At 65.3% G+C, this 17,648-nt stretch carries 16 protein-coding genes; 5 read left to right on the top strand and 11 right to left on the bottom strand.

Features of this window, described 5'->3' with window-relative positions:
* Nucleotides 1-624: 624 nt before the first annotated feature.
* The 9 genes from OXS31_RS22825 to OXS31_RS22785 all read right to left on the bottom strand — a co-directional run bounded on the left by OXS31_RS22825 (nucleotide 625) and on the right by OXS31_RS22785 (nucleotide 9,195).
* Nucleotides 625-1,206 (bottom strand): hypothetical protein, encoded by a 582-nt coding sequence (locus OXS31_RS22825; RefSeq protein ID WP_027601141.1) that lies wholly within the window; start codon nucleotides 1,204-1,206, stop codon nucleotides 625-627.
* 267 nt (nucleotides 1,207-1,473) lie between these two features.
* Entirely contained in the window at nucleotides 1,474-1,737 is a 264-nt protein-coding gene (locus OXS31_RS22820; RefSeq protein ID WP_044342341.1) for a hypothetical protein, read from the bottom strand.
* Nucleotides 1,738-1,850: 113 nt separating this feature from the next.
* Nucleotides 1,851-2,756 (bottom strand): GTP cyclohydrolase FolE2, encoded by a 906-nt coding sequence (gene folE2, locus OXS31_RS22815; protein WP_267402243.1) that lies wholly within the window; start codon nucleotides 2,754-2,756, stop codon nucleotides 1,851-1,853.
* A gap of 14 nt (nucleotides 2,757-2,770) precedes the next feature.
* Nucleotides 2,771-4,006, bottom strand: a complete 1,236-nt coding sequence (gene zigA / locus OXS31_RS22810; RefSeq protein ID WP_267402242.1) for a zinc metallochaperone GTPase ZigA — start codon at nucleotides 4,004-4,006, stop codon at nucleotides 2,771-2,773.
* Between the two features lie 198 nt (nucleotides 4,007-4,204).
* The gene (locus OXS31_RS22805) at nucleotides 4,205-4,939 is read right to left on the bottom strand and encodes an SDR family oxidoreductase (RefSeq protein WP_267402241.1); all 735 of its coding nucleotides are present in this window, start codon (nucleotides 4,937-4,939) and stop codon (nucleotides 4,205-4,207) included.
* A 129-nt stretch (nucleotides 4,940-5,068) separates the two neighbouring features.
* The gene (locus tag OXS31_RS22800; protein WP_074585138.1) at nucleotides 5,069-6,040 is read right to left on the bottom strand and encodes a LysR family transcriptional regulator; all 972 of its coding nucleotides are present in this window, start codon (nucleotides 6,038-6,040) and stop codon (nucleotides 5,069-5,071) included.
* Between the two features lie 92 nt (nucleotides 6,041-6,132).
* A complete protein-coding gene (locus OXS31_RS22795) occupies nucleotides 6,133-7,653 on the bottom strand; it encodes a tripartite tricarboxylate transporter permease (protein ID WP_267402240.1) in 1,521 nt (506 codons plus the stop codon).
* On the bottom strand, nucleotides 7,650-8,168 hold the full coding sequence (locus OXS31_RS22790) for a tripartite tricarboxylate transporter TctB family protein (protein WP_267402239.1): 519 nt from the start codon (nucleotides 8,166-8,168) through the stop codon (nucleotides 7,650-7,652). Before OXS31_RS22790 ends, OXS31_RS22795 begins: the two co-directional genes overlap by 4 nt.
* A 28-nt stretch (nucleotides 8,169-8,196) precedes the next feature.
* Entirely contained in the window at nucleotides 8,197-9,195 is a 999-nt protein-coding gene (locus OXS31_RS22785) for a tripartite tricarboxylate transporter substrate binding protein (RefSeq protein ID WP_267402238.1), read from the bottom strand.
* A gap of 292 nt (nucleotides 9,196-9,487) precedes the next feature.
* On the opposite strand from OXS31_RS22785, the gene OXS31_RS22780 reads away from it, so the two are divergent.
* From OXS31_RS22780 to OXS31_RS22765, 4 genes are all read left to right on the top strand, one after another.
* Entirely contained in the window at nucleotides 9,488-10,807 is a 1,320-nt protein-coding gene (locus tag OXS31_RS22780) for an MFS transporter (RefSeq protein ID WP_044342356.1), read from the top strand.
* Nucleotides 10,800-11,750 (top strand): amidohydrolase family protein, encoded by a 951-nt coding sequence (locus OXS31_RS22775; RefSeq protein ID WP_267402237.1) that lies wholly within the window; start codon nucleotides 10,800-10,802, stop codon nucleotides 11,748-11,750. The genes OXS31_RS22780 and OXS31_RS22775 overlap by 8 nt, the downstream gene beginning before the upstream one ends.
* Nucleotides 11,747-12,760 (top strand): 4-hydroxythreonine-4-phosphate dehydrogenase PdxA, encoded by a 1,014-nt coding sequence (locus OXS31_RS22770; RefSeq protein WP_267402236.1) that lies wholly within the window; start codon nucleotides 11,747-11,749, stop codon nucleotides 12,758-12,760. The genes OXS31_RS22775 and OXS31_RS22770 overlap by 4 nt, the downstream gene beginning before the upstream one ends.
* 92 nt (nucleotides 12,761-12,852) lie before the next feature.
* The gene (locus OXS31_RS22765) at nucleotides 12,853-14,028 is read left to right on the top strand and encodes an L-rhamnonate dehydratase (RefSeq protein ID WP_027597829.1); all 1,176 of its coding nucleotides are present in this window, start codon (nucleotides 12,853-12,855) and stop codon (nucleotides 14,026-14,028) included.
* 49 nt (nucleotides 14,029-14,077) lie between these two features.
* Here OXS31_RS22765 and OXS31_RS22760 read toward each other — a convergent pair whose 3' ends face one another.
* Nucleotides 14,078-14,476 (bottom strand): 4-oxalocrotonate tautomerase, encoded by a 399-nt coding sequence (locus tag OXS31_RS22760; RefSeq protein ID WP_267402230.1) that lies wholly within the window; start codon nucleotides 14,474-14,476, stop codon nucleotides 14,078-14,080.
* A 102-nt stretch (nucleotides 14,477-14,578) separates the two neighbouring features.
* On the opposite strand from OXS31_RS22760, the gene OXS31_RS22755 reads away from it, so the two are divergent.
* Entirely contained in the window at nucleotides 14,579-15,463 is an 885-nt protein-coding gene (locus OXS31_RS22755) for a LysR substrate-binding domain-containing protein (protein WP_042136477.1), read from the top strand.
* Nucleotides 15,464-15,558: 95 nt separating this feature from the next.
* Here OXS31_RS22755 and OXS31_RS22750 read toward each other — a convergent pair whose 3' ends face one another.
* A complete protein-coding gene (locus tag OXS31_RS22750) occupies nucleotides 15,559-17,481 on the bottom strand; it encodes a UvrD-helicase domain-containing protein (RefSeq protein ID WP_074585142.1) in 1,923 nt (640 codons plus the stop codon).
* Between the last annotated feature and the right edge of the window lie 167 nt (nucleotides 17,482-17,648).

Here is a 17,648-nt window from a genome sequence, read left to right as displayed (position 1 = left end):
GACGCTATTTAGCCGGCCGTGGGGCCTCGACTCGAAGAGCGTCACTGTCCTTGTCAATTGATAGCGCAACTGAAATATCCTTTTCAGTTTCGGTACTGGGCTGCGGTACCCAGCTATTGGCCGCGATTGTGGCTTCAGCGAAGCTCAACAGCAAGACCATTGCTGCTACGCAGGTTCCTATGGCAATCGCATTGATTACCTTCTGTTCTTTCACAGGCGCATTCATGTTGCTTGCCTAGCCCGGGTCCACGTCGAATGAGGTGGTCTGACAACCGCAGGCGGCAGAAGTGCGGAGGCATTAGGTTTTCGCGATCAACCCAGGCCCCAGTCACCGCGGTAAGGCGTCGCTATTCAGCGCGATACCGCAATCCACAGCTGAGCGTTGCGCTCAGCTCAGTTGAGCGGTTTCGCCCGCTATCCTGTCTGACGGCTTTGTACTCCGGTCTTCCTGCTCCCACATGCCACCGCCGCCGATGACTGCAACTCGGCTGAAACCCCTCGTGCGCCGCGGCGCTCGTAACGATGGCGGTGCGATACGCTCCGCTGCGGATCCAGTTCCAGCATCTGGATATGAAAAAGCCCGCGCGAAGCGGGCTTTTTCCAGACCGAGGAGCAGCGTCCCAGTCAGGGCGTGTTGCCCTTGGCCAGGGCGGCAGCGATGGCCGGTGCGTCGATGGCGTTGGTCAGGACCTGGGTGCCCGAAAGGATGACGTTGTTGGTCGGGCCGCTGCCTTTGATCTCGTCGCTGGCGAGCAGCTTGCCCTGGTCGTCGAGGACCTGGGTGATGACGTCATAGTCGAAGCGGACGCGCATGTAGGCGTCGGATTTCCATTCCCGCAGTTTCAGCACCAGCAGCTTCTGGCCCTGGGGCGCGCGGTCGCTGGCCTGGCTGGGCATGGCGGTGATGGCGGCGCGGGCGAGGGCCTTTTGCACGGCATCCTGCAGGTCGGCGGAGAGGGGGCTACCGCTGTAGGTGCGGACGCTCCACGGGTTGTAGTAGAGACCGCGGATGTTGCCGACGTAGGTGGCGTCCTTGTTCTGGGCGACTACATAGGGGCGCTCATCGAGTACCGCGACGGCGACCGGCTTGTCGGCCTTGACGGTGAGTTGCGGGGCGGTCTGGCGGTAGTCGATCTTCTGGCCGATGGCGCAACCGGCCAGTTGCAGCGCAGCGAAGGTGATGAACAAGAGATGGGACGGCTTCATGCGAAACTCCTTTTTCGAGAGGCGCGCAGTCTAAGCCATCAGCTCCGTCATGCCAAAATAATGTGATGCAAGTCACTAAATATCTGGATGGCCACAAGTCGATCGCCGGGCTCCGCAGCCGGGTGGATGCGCCTGGCACGCTTATCAGTGGGGTAGGCAGGCCAGGGGATTACCTGCCTTTCAGTAGCCGGGACTCACGCAGCCTCAAGGCAAGGCACAGCGCTCAAGGATAAGACAGTCCCCGGGCTCTGCCCCGACCCGGGCGGGCTACAGCGTCTTCTTGTATTCCTTGTCCACCTTCTTGTCTTCGCGGTGGCGTTCCTTGTCCAGGTGGGTATCGGTGCGGTCGGCTTCGTCGGCGGCATGGGCCGCGCCCTTGTCGACTTCCTTGCGGTCGTGGCGGGCGTCCTTGCTCACATCCCGGCCGTCCTGGCGGATGCTCTTTTCCACCGGGCTTTCGGCCAGTGCGACGCCCGTGCCGAGGACGCTCAGCAGAACGGTCATGGCTGCTGCGGTAAGGCGGGATTTCATCGAGAAGCGCTCCTGAATCGAGAGAGAGGGAGTGGCCGTCCAGAGCGACCGCTTCGTTTGCAGTAAAGCGGTAAAGCGGCCGTTTTGAAAGGAAAGCTGCAGAGACGCCCTGTTCAAGCGGGCGAGCTGGAGGCCCAGGCGGACGCATCGTGCGGATGCAGACTCTCCAAATGGCGCACCTGGAGGCTCACGTCCCGGTAGCTGTCACGCAGGGCGACCAGCAGGCGGCGGGCGGCGTCCTCGACGAACATCAGGTTGCTGCCATTTAGCGCGGCGAAGGCCTGTTCGTCGGCGCGCTTGACGGCGGTCTGCACCGGCGTGCCCAGGGCCTGTTCGCACTGGTCGATCAGGGGCAGCAAGCCGAAGTCGACTGCCCCGGCCGGCAGGCTGATCCGTACCCGGGCCAGGCTGCGCTGGCTGTGCGGGGTGGCCAGGGAGGCGTGACGTCTCAGCCAGTGGGCGACGGCGGCTGGATCGAGCTGCGTGGTGGTCCCGTGTTCGGCCAGAAAGGCCCGTTCGATCAGTTGCCGGGACAGGGCGGCGGAGCAGGGACAGGTGGAGGCGTAAAGGATCTCGACGCGCGCGCTGAGCTGGAAAACGCCGGCCACCCAGCTGGCTTCCAGCCGCACGGGATAGCGTTTCCAGCCGCTCAATTCCGGGGTTACCAGGGCGGGGCGGCGGATCAGCAGGGGGAAATCCAGCCGCAGGCGGGCGGCGCGGGAGTCGCAGCTGCGGTGGCTGGCGACCATGTCACTCAGCAGCAGACGCAGGCGCTCGGGCGTCATGAGGGCCTCGCCGCCCAAGCAATCGAGCAGTTGATAGAGCCGGGACATATGGATGCCCTTGGCGGTGGCCGCGGGCAGGTCGACCTGGACGTCGGCCCTGGCAGGCAGCAGGCCGTTGAAATCATCTTGGTCGAGGCGGATCGGCAGGTCGATACCCTGCATGCCGACCCAGTCGAGGGCGGCGGGCAGGGTGGCGGTCTCGCTGAGGGAGACATCGGGCAGGATGGCGTTCATGGGCAGGGCTCGCTTCAGTGCGGATCGGTGGCCTGGGGCCAGTCGCTGAAGGGGTTGTGCAGGCGCGTCCAGGCCGCGGGGCCGGCGGCGAGTTCGCTGTCGGTCAGCAGGCAGGCATCCAGGCGGGCGCGCAGGGAGGCTTCGTCCATGTCCATGCCGATGAGCACCAGTTCCTGACGAGCATCGCCGACGCCCTCGTGCCATTTCTCCTTGATGAGGGCGACGGTTTCTTCATCCTCCGGCCACTGCTCGGGCGGTACCGCGGCCCACCAGCGCCCGGCCACGCCATGGCGGGCCACGGCGCCGGCCTGGGACCAGGTGCCGGCATGGGCGGGATGGCTAGCCAGCCAGAAGTAGCCCTTGGAGCGGATCACGCCAGGCCATTCCCCCTCGACCAGGGCGAAGAAGCGCTCGGGATGGAAGGGGCGGCGCGCCTGATAGACAAAGCTCGAGATGCCGTATTCCTCGGTCTCGGGGGTATGTTCGCCGCGCAGCTCCTGCAGCCAGCCCGGCGCCTGGGCGGCTTTGTCGAAGTCGAAGAGTCCGGTCTGCAGCACCCGCTCCAGCGGTACGGCGCCAAAGCTGGCCAGTTCCAGTCGTGCGCGGGGATTGAGGCTGCGCAGGATGGCCAGCAGCCGATCGCGTTCCGCCGGTTCGATGAGGTCCAGCTTGTTCACCACCAGGACGTCACAGAATTCGATCTGCTCGATCAGCAGGTCGACCACGGTGCGTTCGTCTTCCTCGCCCAGGGATTCGCCGCGGGATTCCAGCAGATCGGTGGAGGCGTAGTCGCGCAGGAAGTTGAAGGCATCCACGACGGTGACCAGGGTGTCGAGCTGGGCGACGTCGCCCAGGCAGCGCCCGTCTTCGCCGGCGAAGGTGAAGGTTTCGGCCACGGGCAGGGGCTCGGAGATCCCGGTGGATTCGATGACCAGCTGATCGAAGCGGCCCTCGCGGGCGAGGCGTTCGACTTCCAGCAGCAGGTCTTCGCGCAGGGTGCAGCAGATGCAGCCGTTGCTCATCTCCACCAGCTTTTCCTCGGTGCGCGACAACTCGGCGCCGCCGTCGCGGACCAGGGCGGCGTCGATGTTGACCTCGGACATGTCGTTGACGATGACCGCCACCCGCCGGCCTTCGCGGTTGTTGAGAATATGGTTGAGCAGGGTGGTCTTGCCGGCGCCGAGAAAGCCGGAGAGCAAGGTGACAGGGAGTTTCTGGCTGGGGAGGCTGGCTAGGGTCGTCATGGTCATCACGGCTAGGGTGGGTCGTAGGGCGGGCGCGTCCCTGCAGGGGATGCTCCAGAACTTTATAACACGTTATAACATAACATTAACTGAAGGTTAAGGACGGACCTCTTCCCTGCACAACGTCTTCTTAAGCTAACCGGGTGGGTGACTCGAGCCGCCCGCCATTGATCCAGGCGGACTGCCCTCGGTCACAGGCGCCAACTAGACGTGCTGACCGCCGTTGATATGGATCTCGGCACCGTTGATGTAGCAGGAGCGTTCGCTGCAGAGGAAGTAGATGGTCTCGGCCACTTCGTCGGGGGTACCCAGGCGCTTGAGCGGGACCTCGGCTTCCACCAGGCCATCGGTACCGGGCGAGAGGATGGAAGTGGCGATCTCGCCCGGTGCTATGGCGTTGGCGCGGATGCCACGGGGACCGAATTCATGGGCCAGTTCCCGGGTCAGCGCGGCCAGGCCTGCCTTGGAGGCGGCATAGGCCACTCCGGCGAAGGGATGCACCCGCGAACCGGCGATGGAGGTGACGTTTACGATGCTGCCTTGAGCGGCTTCAAGCTCCGGCAGCAGGGCGCGGGCCAGCAGGGCGGTGGAAACCAGATTGACGTTGAGGACGTGGGTCCAGGTCTCGGCATTCGACGCGGCTACCCCGAGGCGACCGCCATCCGGCCCCTTGGGCGAGATGCCGGCATTGTTGACCAGGGCATCCAGCTTGCCGCTGGGCAGCCGCTCGCGGACGGTGGCGACCAGGCGATCGATCTGGGTGAGGTCGGCGAGATCGGCCTGGATGTGCGCGTCGCGGGCTTCCGGCCAGGCGCATTCTTCGGAGAACGGCTGGCGGGAGACGGTGAGCAGACGCCAGCCCAGGCTGCGGAACAGCTTGACGGTGGCGTGACCGATCCCGCGACTGGCGCCGGTGAGCAGCATGGTGCGCTGGGTCATGGGCGACCCCGGCAGGCAGCGGGGCGGACGAGGGGCGACAGGACGGACATGGTGGGTGACTCCGGCGTCTGGCAGGCCGGTTCACTATGCCCAAGCAGGACAGGTGGGGCAATCGATGGTCCTTGCCGGTCAGCCGGGAGGGTTCGCCGAGCCCTCATCGTGCCTCAGTCGCCCATGCTCGCTGCGCACTGCCGCCATGAAGGTCTGCATGGCCGAGGACTGCACCCGGTGGCGGCGACGGATCAGTCCATAGGGCGGCAGTCGTGGTTCGAAGGCGATGGGCAGCACCGCCAGCAGATGGCGACCGGGATAGTCGTTGACCACCGACAGCGGCGTCACGCCGAGCATGTCGGTCTGCTGCAGCAGCGCCAGCAGGGTCATGATGGAGGTGGTTTCGACGATGCTGCCGGGGATGTCGACCCGGGCATCGTGGAAGGCCTGGTTGATGATGGCCCTCATCGGGCTGGGGTGCTGTTGCAGCACCCAGGTGTGTTCCTGCAATTCGCCCCAGGTGAGGTGGGTGGCTTGGGCCAGGGGATTCTGGGCGCCGGCGATCACGCAGAGCACCTCTTCGCCGAGGCTGTCGAACAGCAACTCTTCGGCGCGGGCCCCGGTAGGAATGCGCCCCAGCACCACGTCGAGCTGGTCCTGCAGCAGCGCCTGGACCAGCACGTCGCTGGTATCCACCTGGATGGACATGGACAGCCGCGGATGGCTCTGCTTGAGGGTGGCGATGGTGCGGGTCAGCAGCCCCGAGGCCAGCGCCGGGATCGCGCCCACCGCCACCCGGCCCAGATTGCCCGATTCCAGCGCGACCAGCTCCTCGCGCATGCCCGAGAGTTCGGCGAACACCATCCGCGCGTAGTAGATCACCGTGTCGCCAAAGGCCGTGGCGCGCATGCCGCGCGGCAGCCGCTCGAACAGCCCCACGCCCAGCAGACTCTCGATCTCGTGCAGCATCTTGGTGGCGGCCGGCTGGGTCATGCCGATGTCGTCTGCGGCGCGGCGCAGCGAGCCGAATTCCGCCAGTGCCAGCACCAGCCGCAACTGGCGCAGGCGCAGACGGCTGTGGATGGTATGGGCATCGGGAATGCGCGTCATGCTGGCGGACCTTGGGGCAGGGGAGCCGGCTAGGGTAGCGCATGAGCCCGGGCCTGGCGTCGGTGGGGTGCGTCCGCGCCAGGCCGGGGCGTTCACGACGGCCGTACCTTGGCCCGCGGCTGGCCCAGGCGCAGCGCCTGCAGGCCCCGCGCGAGCAACGGCCAGCAGAGCATCAGCAACGCCGCGGTGGTCAGACTGCCCACCAGCGGGTTGGACCAGAAGATGCTCAGCTGGCCATCGGAGAACAGCATCGATTGGCGGAAGGCGTCTTCGGCCTTGTCGCCAAGCACCGCCGCCAGTACCAAGGGGGCGATGGGATAGCCGAGCTTCTTGAAGGCATAGCCGAGGATGCCGAAGCCGAGCATCAGCCAGACGTCGAACAGGCTGTTGTGCACCGAGTAGGCGCCAATCACGCAGACGGTAAAGATGATCGGCGCGATGATGCAGAACGGGATGCGCAGGATGGCGGCGAACAGCGGCACCGTCGCCAGCACCACGATCAGGCTGACCACGTTGCCCAGGTACATGCTGGCGATCAGACTCCAGACGAAGTCGTGCTGTTCGGCGAACAGGGTCGGCCCCGGATGCAGGCCCCAGATCATCAGGCCACCGAGCATTACCGCGGCGGTGGCGGAGCCGGGAATACCCAGGGTCAGCATCGGCAGCAGGGCACTGGTGCCGGCGCTGTGGTCGGCGGTCTCCGGTGCGATCACCCCTTCCAGTTCGCCCTTGCCGAAGCCCTCGCGGTTCTTCGAAAAGCGCCGCGCCAGGCTGTAGCTCATGAAGGAAGCGGCGGTAGGGCCACCGGGTGTCACGCCCATCCAGCAACCGACCAGGGCGCTGCGCAGCCAGGTCAGCCAGTAGCGCGGCAACTGTTTCCAGGTGCAGAGCACGGTGCGCAGGGTGATGCGCGCCTGCTCGCCACGAAAGACCAGGCCTTCCTCCACGGTGCAGAGGATCTCGCCGATGCCGAACAGGCCGATCACCGCCACCTCGAAGCTGATGCCCGAGAGCAGCGCCGGCTGGTCGAAGGTCAGGCGCAGATTGCCCGACACCGTATCCATGCCCACCGCAGCCATGGCGAAGCCGATCATCATGGCTGCCACCGTTTTCAGCGGTGGATTCTTGCTCATGCCGATGAAGGTACAGAAGGCCAGCAGGTAGACGGCGAAGAATTCCGGCGAGCTGAATTCCATGGCGAAGGCGGCGATGCGGCTGGAGAGGAAGGTCAGCAGCAGCACCCCGACCAGAGCCCCCAGCAGCGCCGAGGTGAAAGCCGCCGTAAGGGCCTCGCCGGCACGACCCTGGCGCGCCAGCGGATAGCCGTCGAAGGTGGTGGCTACCGACGAGGGTTCGCCCGGGATGTTGAACAGGATCGAGGTGATGGAGCCGCCGAACAGCGCGCCCCAGTACATGCAGGAGAGCAGGATGATGGCCGAGGTCGGACTCATGGTGAAGGTCAGCGGCAGCAGCAGGGCGACGCCATTGGGCGCGCCCAGGCCGGGCAGCACCCCGACCAGGATGCCGAGCAGCACGCCGATCACCATCAGGGCGAGGTGATGGAAGGACAGGATCAGGCTCATCCCGTGCATCAGGGAGTCGAATTCGCTCATGACAGGCTCCTCAGCAGGCGGGCGAGGTCGGCCAGGGGGCCGGCATCCAGCGGCACCTTGAACCAGAGGGCGAAGATCAGATAGCTGGCCAGGCTCACGCCGCCGGCGGTGGCGAGGATCTGCCAGACGCCATAGCGCCTTTGTCGCTGGCGATCCCGTGCCATGAACCAGGCGATGAACAGGAAGGCCGTCAGATAGAGGCCCAGCAGGCGCAGGGCGACGACGAAGGCCAGCATCGGCAGGAATACCCGCAGCACCTGGCCGAAGGCGGCGCGTTCGACGAAGCTGGTGCGCAGCGCCTGCCAGCGCCACAGCGTCTGCAGCGCCGTGGCCAGACTGGCCAGGGTCAGCAGCAAGCCGATGTAGAAGGGGAAGTAGCCCGGCTCGGGGCCGGCATCGCCCCAGCCGATACCCTGTTCCAGGCTGCCCACCATCACGATGCCGCCAAGGCCAGCGGTAAAGGCCGCCAACCCCAGTTCCACCCAGCGGGTGGTGATCAGAGAATCTCCGGCCATGGCCGTCTCTCCTGTGTCGGTGCGCCGATCAGCGCTTGAGCCAGCCCGCGTCCTCGAACACCGGGGTGACCCGTGCGGTGTCCTGGGCGATGTAGTCCTGCAGCGCCTGGCCTTCGAGGAAGGTCGGCACCAGCGCATTGCGCTCGATGTAGGCCTTGAACTCCGGCGTCTGGCTGACCTTGCGCAGCAGTTCCACATAGAAGGCCCGTTGTTCCTCGCTGACCCCGCCCGGCAAGAGCACGGTGCGCGGGAAACGGTACTGGTCGATGCCCAGCCCCTGCTCCTTGCAGGTGGGCACGTCGGACCAGGCCTGGGTCTCGGTGACCTTGGCGGTATAGGTCATGCGCGCCTGGCTGAACACGCACAGCGGCACCACCTGGCCGCCGCGCCACTGGCTCAGGCTCTCGCTGGGGTTGTTGACGTTGGAAGTGATGTGCTTGCCGGCCAGCTGGGTCGCCGCCTCGCTGCCACTCTTGAAGGGAATGTAGGTGAGCTTGGTGCCCTCGGTGCGATTGAGCAGCAGGGTCAGGGTCTGGTCGACGTCCTTGGACTGGCTGCCACCCATGCGCTTGCCGGTCGGATCCTGCTTGATGGCATCGAGGTAGCCCCGGGCGTCCTTCCAGGGCGCGTCGGCGTAGCTCCAGAGGATGAAGTCATCCTCGGCGATGGCCGCCACCGGGGTGAGGTCGGCGAGCTGGTAGCCGAGCTTGGCGGTCAGCGGCAGCAGATAGACGTTGTTGGTGGCGATGACCAGCTTGTCCGCCTCGCCCTTGGCCATCTTCATCTCCAGGAAGGCCTCGGCGCCGTTGCCGCCACCCTTGTTCATCACCACGGTGCTGGCGTCGAGCAGCCTGTGCTGGGTGATGATCGACTGGATCAGTCGGCCGAGCTGGTCGGTGCCGCCACCGGGACCACCGGCGACCACGATCTCCACCTTGCCCTCGGGTTGCCAGGCAGCCTCGGCGACGGGAGCCACCACAGCGGCCAGGCACAGGGGGAGGGCGGCGAGCAGGGAAGTGCTGCGCATGGGGATACCTCTTTCTTGTCGTTGTTTTGGGTGGGCCGAGTGTGCGCAGCACCCGGCGATCCTGACCAGTCAAAAGATGGCATGCACCTATAGCCTGGGGTTATGCCTGGCGCTGCTCTTCATCTGACTCCGCACGGCAAAAGGGCTGTAGCGACGAGCGAAAACCGACCTATATCCTGCGGCTATACACCTATGCGCAGATTTGATTAGACGGTTATCGCCCCCCGGCTGATAGTCGACCTCGCCAGCCGGCAGCTGAACACCCATAACAAGAATCCCAGGGGTCCATGCCATGCTCTCGACGTCCCGTTCCTCACGCCTCGGCGAAGCCGCCGTGCCCACGGCGCTCCAGGCTTCCCGCGTCCGCTGGCGCATCTTCGCCATCATCTTCGGCCTTACGGTCATCAACCTGGTGGACCGCGTGTCGCTGTCCATCGCCATGCCTACCATCGCCCGCGAATTCCAGCTGACGCCGGCCACCCAGGGGCTGATTCTCAGCAGCTTCTTCTGGGCCTATGCGCTCCTGCAGATTCCCGGCGGCTGGCTGATCGACCGCTACGGCCCGCGCCGCGTCATCGGCTGGTCCACTGGCCTCTGGGGCGTCTTCCAGACCCTCGCCGCCTTCGCCACCGGCGGGCTGTCGCTGATCTTCGCCCGGGTCGCCCTGGGCGCCGCCGAGGCGCCGCTGTTCCCGGCCGGTGGCAAGCTCAATTCCCTCTGGCTGGCTTCCAGCGAGCGCGGCCGTGGCGCGGTGCTGATGGACTGCGGCGGACCGCTGGGCGTGGCCCTGGGCGGACTGCTCATCGCCTATCTGATCGCCGTCTTCGGCTCCTGGCGTACCGCCTTCTTCATCGCCGGTATCGCCACCCTGGCCATGGCCTGGCTCGCCTGGCGCTATCTCCGGGACGACCCGGCCGCCCACCCCGGGGTCAATGCCGCCGAGCTGGCGCGCATCAACGAAGGTCGCACCACTTCGGTGGCCCAGGCCGCCAAGGCTGGCGCCCGGGGCCTGGGCATCGCCCGCCGCTCCCTGGCCGGCATCCTCATCGGTCGCGCCAGCTGGGCCATGGTCTTCTTCGGCCTGCTGACCTGGGGGCCCAGCTACCTGGCCCAGGCCCGCGGCTTCGACATCAAGGGCATCGGCGCCGCTACCTTCGTCATCTTCCTCTGCGGGGCGGCCGGCTCCCTGGTCGGTGGCTTCCTTTGCGACCTGCTGGTGCGCAAGGGCGTGCGCCGTGGCCTCGCCGCCAAGGGACTGCTGTCCTGCTCCGGCCTGGTGGCCCTGGCGGCCTTCCTGCTGCTGCCGCGGCTGACCGATCCCTATGCCGCCGTGGCGCTGCTGTCGCTCACCGCCTTCTTCCTCATGTGGGGCAGCCTCTACTGGAGCTTCCCGGCGCTGCTGGCGGTGCCGGCACGCGTCGGCCTTATCGGTGGGGTGATGAACCTGGCCGGCAGCCTCGGCGGCATCGCCGTACCTATCCTGGTCGGCCTGCTGCTGCAGCACCTGGGTGGCTATCCCGCGGTGCTGGGCTTCTTCGCTCTCTGCTCGGGCCTGTTCATCCTCGGCACCCTGTTGATCGCCCTGGACCAGCGGGAGGTGCAGCATGGCTGAGCTCTATAACGGCCCCATCGTCGATGCCCATCATCACTTCTGGGAGCCCCGGCGCAACTTCCACCCCTGGCTGTCCGGCACGGAAACCATCCCCTTCCGCTATGGCGACTACAACGCCATCAAGGGTGACTATCTGCCCGAGCACTACCTGGCCGACGCGGCCGGTCATGAGGTGGTCCAGACGGTCTATGTCGAGACCGAGTGGGATCCGCGTGATCCCCTGGGCGAGACCCGCTACGTCCATGACCTGGCACGCCGCCATGGCACGCCCCATGCGGTGGTCGCCCAGGCCTGGCTGGATGCGGCAGACGCCGCCGAGCTGCTCGCCGCCCAGGCCGCCTTCGAACGGGTGCGCAGCGTCAGACACAAGCCCGGTGGCCCGGCGCGCCCGGAAGAGGTGGGCAGCCAGCGCACCCTGATGAGCGACGAGCGCTGGCGCCAGGGCTACGCCGAGCTGCAGCGCCACGGCCTGCACTTCGACCTGCAGACGCCCTGGTGGAATCTCGACGAAGCCTGTCGCCTGGCGCGGGACTTCCCGGCCACCCAGCTGATCCTCAACCACACGGGGCTGCCGTCCGACCGCAGCGCCGAAGGTCTGGCCGCCTGGCGCGCGGCCCTGGCCCGCCTCGCCGAATGGCCCAACGTGGCGCTGAAGATCTCCGGGCTGGGCCTCGCCGGCCAGCCGTGGCGCGCCGAAGACAACGCCTGGATCGTCCACGAGGCCATCGCCGTCTTCGGCGCGGAACGCGCCATGTTCGCCAGCAACTTTCCCGTCGATCGTCTGTGCGGCAGCTACGACACCATCATCGGCGGCTTCAAGCATCTGGTGGCCGACCTGCCCATCACGGCCCAGCGCCAACTCTTCCACGACACCGCCCAGCGTCTGTATCGCCCGGTGGCCGACGTCTTTCGCCTGGACACCTACCTGAGGACTTCCGCATGAGCAATTCCACGCTTCCCCGCCTGGCCCTGGTGCTGGGTGATCCGGCCGGCATCGGCCCCGAGCTGATCGCCCGCCTGCTGGCCGATCCCGAGGTGCGCAGCCGCGCCCGCCTGGTGCTGATCGCCGACGAGGAGGAGGCCCGTACCGGCATGCGCATCGCCGGTTGCGAATATCCCTACCGCCCCATCGATAGCCTGGATGCCCTCGAGTTTCACGACGACGTACCCCTGCTGTATCCCTACCGGGGCGCTGCGGAAGGCGCATTTCCCCGCAGCGAAGCCAGTGTCGTCGGCGGCCGCTACAGCCTGGACACCCTGGCCGTCGCCCTCGACCTGACCCGGGCGGGTCACACCGACGCCATCCTCTTTGGTCCGCTGAACAAGACCTCCCTGCACCTGGCAGGCATGGGCCACAACGACGAATTGCACTGGTTCGCCGAGCACCTCGGCTACCAGGGCCCATTTTGCGAATTCAACGTGCTGGACGACCTCTGGACCTCGCGTGTGACCTCCCACGTCGCCCTGAAGGATGTCCCTGGCTTGCTCAGCCAGGAGCGGGTGATCGAAGCCATCCAGCTGATCGACAACGAACTCAAGCGCAGCGGCCTGGCGCGACCGCGCATCGGTGTCTGCGGCCTTAATCCGCACAATGGCGACAACGGCAGCTTCGGCCGCGAGGAGATCGACCTCATCGGCCCGGCCGTCGAGCGCGCCAGGGCGCTGGGCATCGCCGCCGACGGCCCCTATCCCGCGGACACCATCTTTCTCAAGGTCCAGGGCGACGCCCGCGCCTTCGACGCCGTGGTGACCATGTATCACGACCAGGGCCAGATCGCGATCAAGCTGATGGGCTTCTCCCGTGGGGTCACGGTGCAGGGCGGCTTGCCCATTCCCATCGCCACGCCCGCCCACGGCACCGCCTTCGACATCGCCGGTCAGGGCCGCGCCAATGTCGGTGCGACCCGTCAGGCCTTCGAGATCGCCTGCCGCCTGGGCGCTTCCCGCCACTGATAGCTGCCGAGGCGTCCAGGCGCCTCCCGAATCCGCCGAACCGGTCCCTGGGGCCGGACGGCCTTACTCATGCTCGAAAAAGGAACCTCACCATGAAAATTACCAGCGTTCGCACCCGCGTCTTCGAATGGAAGGGCAAGGTCGTTCCGCCTCAGGCGCACTTCTGCACCAACGCCACCGACATCCTCTATGAGCGCGGCGACGCCATGGGCTCCTTCCGCTTCCACGGCTGGCTGGTGGTGGAGATCGAAACCGACAGCGGCCTGGTCGGCCTCGGCAACTGCGCCCTGGCGCCGCGGGTGGCCAAGGAAATCATCGACCTCTACCTGACCCCCATCGTCCTGGGCCAGGATCCCTTCGACAACGAATACCTCTGGCAGAAGATGTATCGGCGCACCCACGCCTGGGGCCGCAAGGGCATCGGCATGGCCGCCATCTCCGCCGTTGACCTGGCGCTCTGGGACCTGATGGGCAAGGCGGTAGATAAGCCGGTGTTCAAGTTGCTGGGTGGCCGGACCAAGGAAAAGATCCCCTGCTACGCCTCCAAGCTCTACGCCAATGACAATCTGGATCTGTTTCTGGAAGAAGCCCAGGGCTATCTCAACCAGGGCTTCGACGCCCTCAAGATGAGATTTGGTTACGGGCCCAAGGACGGCCCCGCCGGCATGCGCCGTAACATCGAGCAGGTGCGCGCCTTGCGCGAGCTGGCCGGCCCCGACGTCGACATCATGCTGGAGTGCTACATGGGCTGGACCCTGGAATACGCCCGCCGCATGCTGCCCAAGCTGGCCGAATTCGAACCGCGCTGGCTGGAAGAGCCGGTCATCGCCGATGACATCGAAGGCTACGTCGAACTCAAGAAGATGGGCATCATGCCCATCTCCGGCGGTGAGCACGAATTCACCTCCTACGGCTTCAAGGACCTGCTCGAACGCCGCGCCGTGGACGTCATCCAGTACGACACCAACCGCGTCGGCGGCATCACCGCCGCGCGCAAGATCAACGCCCTGGCCGAAGCCTGGTCGGTGCCGGTCATCCCCCACGCCGGCCAGATGCACAACTACCACCTGACCATGGCCAGCACCGCCTCGCCCATGGCCGAGTTCTTCCCGGTATTCGACGTGGAGGTAGGCAACGAACTCTTCTACTACGTCTTCAAGGGCGAACCCCAGCCCGTTGGCGGCTACCTGCAACTCGACGATGACAAGCCCGGTCTGGGCCTTGAGCTGTCCGAAGAACACCTCAAGGACTTCGATGTGATCGAGTAGTAGCGGTATCGATTGCCGCCTCTGGGAAGAGTGGCGGCCAGCTGCGGAATCAGACTCCGGCTTGCTGGTGTCGCCATTCCTGACTCCGGCCGCCAAAACCATAGGCAGCCGCCCGCGCGTCGATCAGATGCACATAGCAGAGCTCGTGCACATCGGGCCGGAGTTTCGCCATGGCCGCCTGGATTTCATGAAGGAAACGCGCCTTTTCGCCCTTTGTGTTCGTCTCGTCGGTGATGCTGATGTCGAGATGAAAGGCACTGCCGCCGAGCGTCGCCAGCGATTCCCCGCCCAGGAACCAGTCCGCAGCAGCTATATAGTGAACAGTAGTCGCCATCAGCTCCGGGCGCTTGCCCAGATGCTCTGCGACCAAGTCATTGATGACGGCTGCGGCACGTTGACCGAGCGCTACGTCTCGCTCGCCTGATAGATGGAGCACGATATGGGGCATGGCTGCTTCCTCGTTGGTTGGTGGCCCCAGTCTGAAGAGACTGGTTGCAGTGGAAAAGCAGGAAGATAAAATATCATCCATCGGCTTTTGGAATGGATGCTCATGTCAGGCTTCGATCTGGATCTATTGCGTACGCTTGTTACGGCTGTCGATGCAGGTAGCCTTTCGGCGGCGGTACCACTGCGCTGTCTCTCGCAATCAGCTCTCAGCGAACAACTACGTAAGCTGGAAGAGCGCGCCGGCCAGACTCTATTGATTCGCAGCAAGGCCGGCGTGAGACCTACTGCTGCAGGCGAGCGTTTGCTGGCCCATGCCAGGCCGCTATTGGCAATGGCCGATGCGGCTTGGCGTGATCTCCACGGGATCCCTCTTGAAGGTGAGGCCTGCCTGGGAGTGACCGACTATTTTCGTCCGGTCGATCTGGCGAGCCTGCTGGCACGCCTGCATCAACAGCTGCCTGGACTGCGTCTGCGTACCCGTATCGGCAGGAGCGACGAGCTTGAGGTTGCTCAGCGCGAAGGCGAGCTGGACCTGGCCATCGTCATGAAGCTGGATGTCGCCCGCAAAGCTGCACCCGGGGTGACGATCAATCCGCTACACCAGGAACCGCTGATTTGGGTAGGCGCCTCGAATACGAATCCGCTGCAGCCGGGACGACCCGTGCCCCTAGCCTTGTTGCCGGAAGGCTGCTCCCTGCATCGATTGACCTGCAGCCGTCTGCAGGCCGCAGGTATTCCTTACGTGATCAGCCATATCGCGTCCGGTGTGGCCGGTTTGCAGGCTGCACTGACGGCAGGGCTTGGCATCGCATGCCTGAATGCTTCCGCCGTTACCGGCCAGGGGCTGCGCCTACTCGCCGAAGACGCTTTGCCAGCGTTACCCTCGGCACGCTTTCTGCTTTTGCAGGCTCATCATGATGAGGGCTCCGTGCAGTCGCGGCGTTTGCAGGTGCTGAGCGAGACTATTGCTGCAGGCCTGCGCGGCTAGGTGGAGAAGGCCTACATGTTGTTTCGGACGGGCGCTCGATTTTCGCCGGTGCTCAACCGCAGTGCGAGATCACAGCGCCCGCTACGTAACCTGACTCAACCCGCCAATATTGCCGCCGCACCCCGTGGCTGCCGGGTGTACCACAGCACCCGGCTGACCCCGCGGGTCACCGCCACATAGCTCAGGCGCAACGCCTCGTCCGCCATGGCGTCGTCATAGCTTTGCTGGAAATGTCCGCTGGTCGCATAGAGGGCGTTGCGCAACGGGTGGGGCTGCTGGGGCTGGCCATCGTCCAGCACGATCGCCACCTCGGCCTGCAAGCCCTTGGCTCGGTGAATGGTGCAGGTGCGTACGCCTGGCTGACGTCCCAACTGCTCGTTGATGGCTTTCAAGGGCGCGTTCAGGCGACTCATCACCATGACCGCACACCGCTCCGGCCGCTCTCGTTCCGCGGCATACGTCCGTTGCGCCTCGATCTCGTTCAGCAACGCAGCCAACTGGCGGGCGATATCGAATTGCGGCACGACCTTGACCCCATGACCCTGGTCATCCGCCGCGCGGGAGGCTTGGGTTTTTTTGGGCTGCTTGTGGCGTACCTGCGTCAGGATGCGTTCCCCGTCCGCCACGATGTCCGGTGAAGAACGGTAGTTGGTCCCCAGCATCAGCGTCTGGCTGGGCGTCTGGCCTGGAAACCAGCGGTCGAAGTGAATGAACAGCTCCGGCGAGCTGCCCCTCCAGCCGTAGATGGATTGCCAGTCGTCACCGATGGCCATCAGCGAAGGCGCAACCTGCTCCTCGGCGAGCCTGCGCTGTACCTGCCGCAGCCAGAGGGCGATCTGCGGCGAGATGTCCTGGAATTCATCGATCAGCAAATGGGTGAAGGGCTGCAGACGGGCAATCAGGGCGCGACTGGGTTTCTTTTCCAGGCGATCCGTCAGCACGGCAAAGGCGGTATTGAAGGTGATCAGCCGCTGTTCCCTCAGCAGCTTGCCGAAGTGTCGCCAGAATTGCTGCATGGCCTCCAGGAAGATCCGGTCCCGCGTCGAGCACTCCAGCTGACTGCTCTTTATAGAGCCGACCCGCAACCCCAGGGTCTCGGCGAATGAGGCCTGGCCATAGAAGAGGTCGGGCAGCGGTTGGGGTTGACGTTCGCCATTGAGGACGAAGGGCTGCAAGGGTGGCGCGCCGGGTGGCTCCTCCTCATTGGGCGGCGCCAGTTCCAGCAACAGATGGACCCGACGCCGAAAGCCGGCGTCCTCGCGGTAGCATTGCTCGTAGGCCTGTATCAGGAGCTGCCGTTGAGCCTCGTTCAGGCTGGCACCAGCCAACATGCCGTTGTCCGGTTCGTCGTCACCTTTCGATTGGCTGGACAGCTGCTCGAACCATTGTGTCGCCCTCAGTTCGGTGCGCGCCAACTGAGCCAGGGCCGAGTGAAAGGTTCTTACCAGTTCGCGTGCCGCCTCGTCATCCAGCGGGGCCTCCCAGAAGGCCAGGACGCGCTTGAGCTGGGCGCGCAACTCTTCGCAGGACGCCTTGGTGAAGGAGATGACGGTCAGCTGCTCGCGCGGGATGTCGAGGTGGCACAGCATGAACACCACTCGCAGCACCAGCGTCGTGGTCTTGCCCGAACCGGCCCCCGCGAAGATACGGGTAGCCGGAGCCCGCGCGAGGATCATCTTCCACTGCTCAGGTGAGGGTGGCTGGATGATGCCCTGAGCCACGGCCTGCTCGACACGTACCTTCATCCGCTGCTCCTGGGAGCGCTTGATGGTGAGTGCGGGACCATAGATGCCGGCGGGGGAGGGGATGGCCGGGGTAGCCTGTATAATGGATTGCTCGCTGTTCGCCGCCTTGACCGAGACTCTGGGCTCGGCCTGCCGTTTGCGGGCCTTGGTCGGCTGCACCTTTTTCTGGCCGCTTGGCGCCTGCTCTCCTTTAAGGAAGAGCGTGGTACGGGGAAACCAGTCGCCCAGGGTGTTTCTCAGCTGTTGTCGATAGCGAGCCAGGATGGAAGTCATGCAGTCCTCGAAACATAGTCTGCCGGCATCTTACCTCGCACAGGTGACAGCTCGCCTTTTGGTGGCCTTTTTCATCCCTGCTGAAAGATTCTTGAAATAACCTGTTGACCTGCTCTGAAACTCCCCTATAATGCGCCCCACTTCCGGCGCAGACGCTGAAGCGGCTT

Source organism: Pseudomonas sp. GM_Psu_1, from assembly GCF_026544185.1.
GTDB lineage: Bacteria > Pseudomonadota > Gammaproteobacteria > Pseudomonadales > Pseudomonadaceae > Chryseomonas > Chryseomonas oryzihabitans.
Note: the sequence above shows the minus strand (reverse complement) of the source record. Positions and strands in the feature narration are given on the sequence as shown.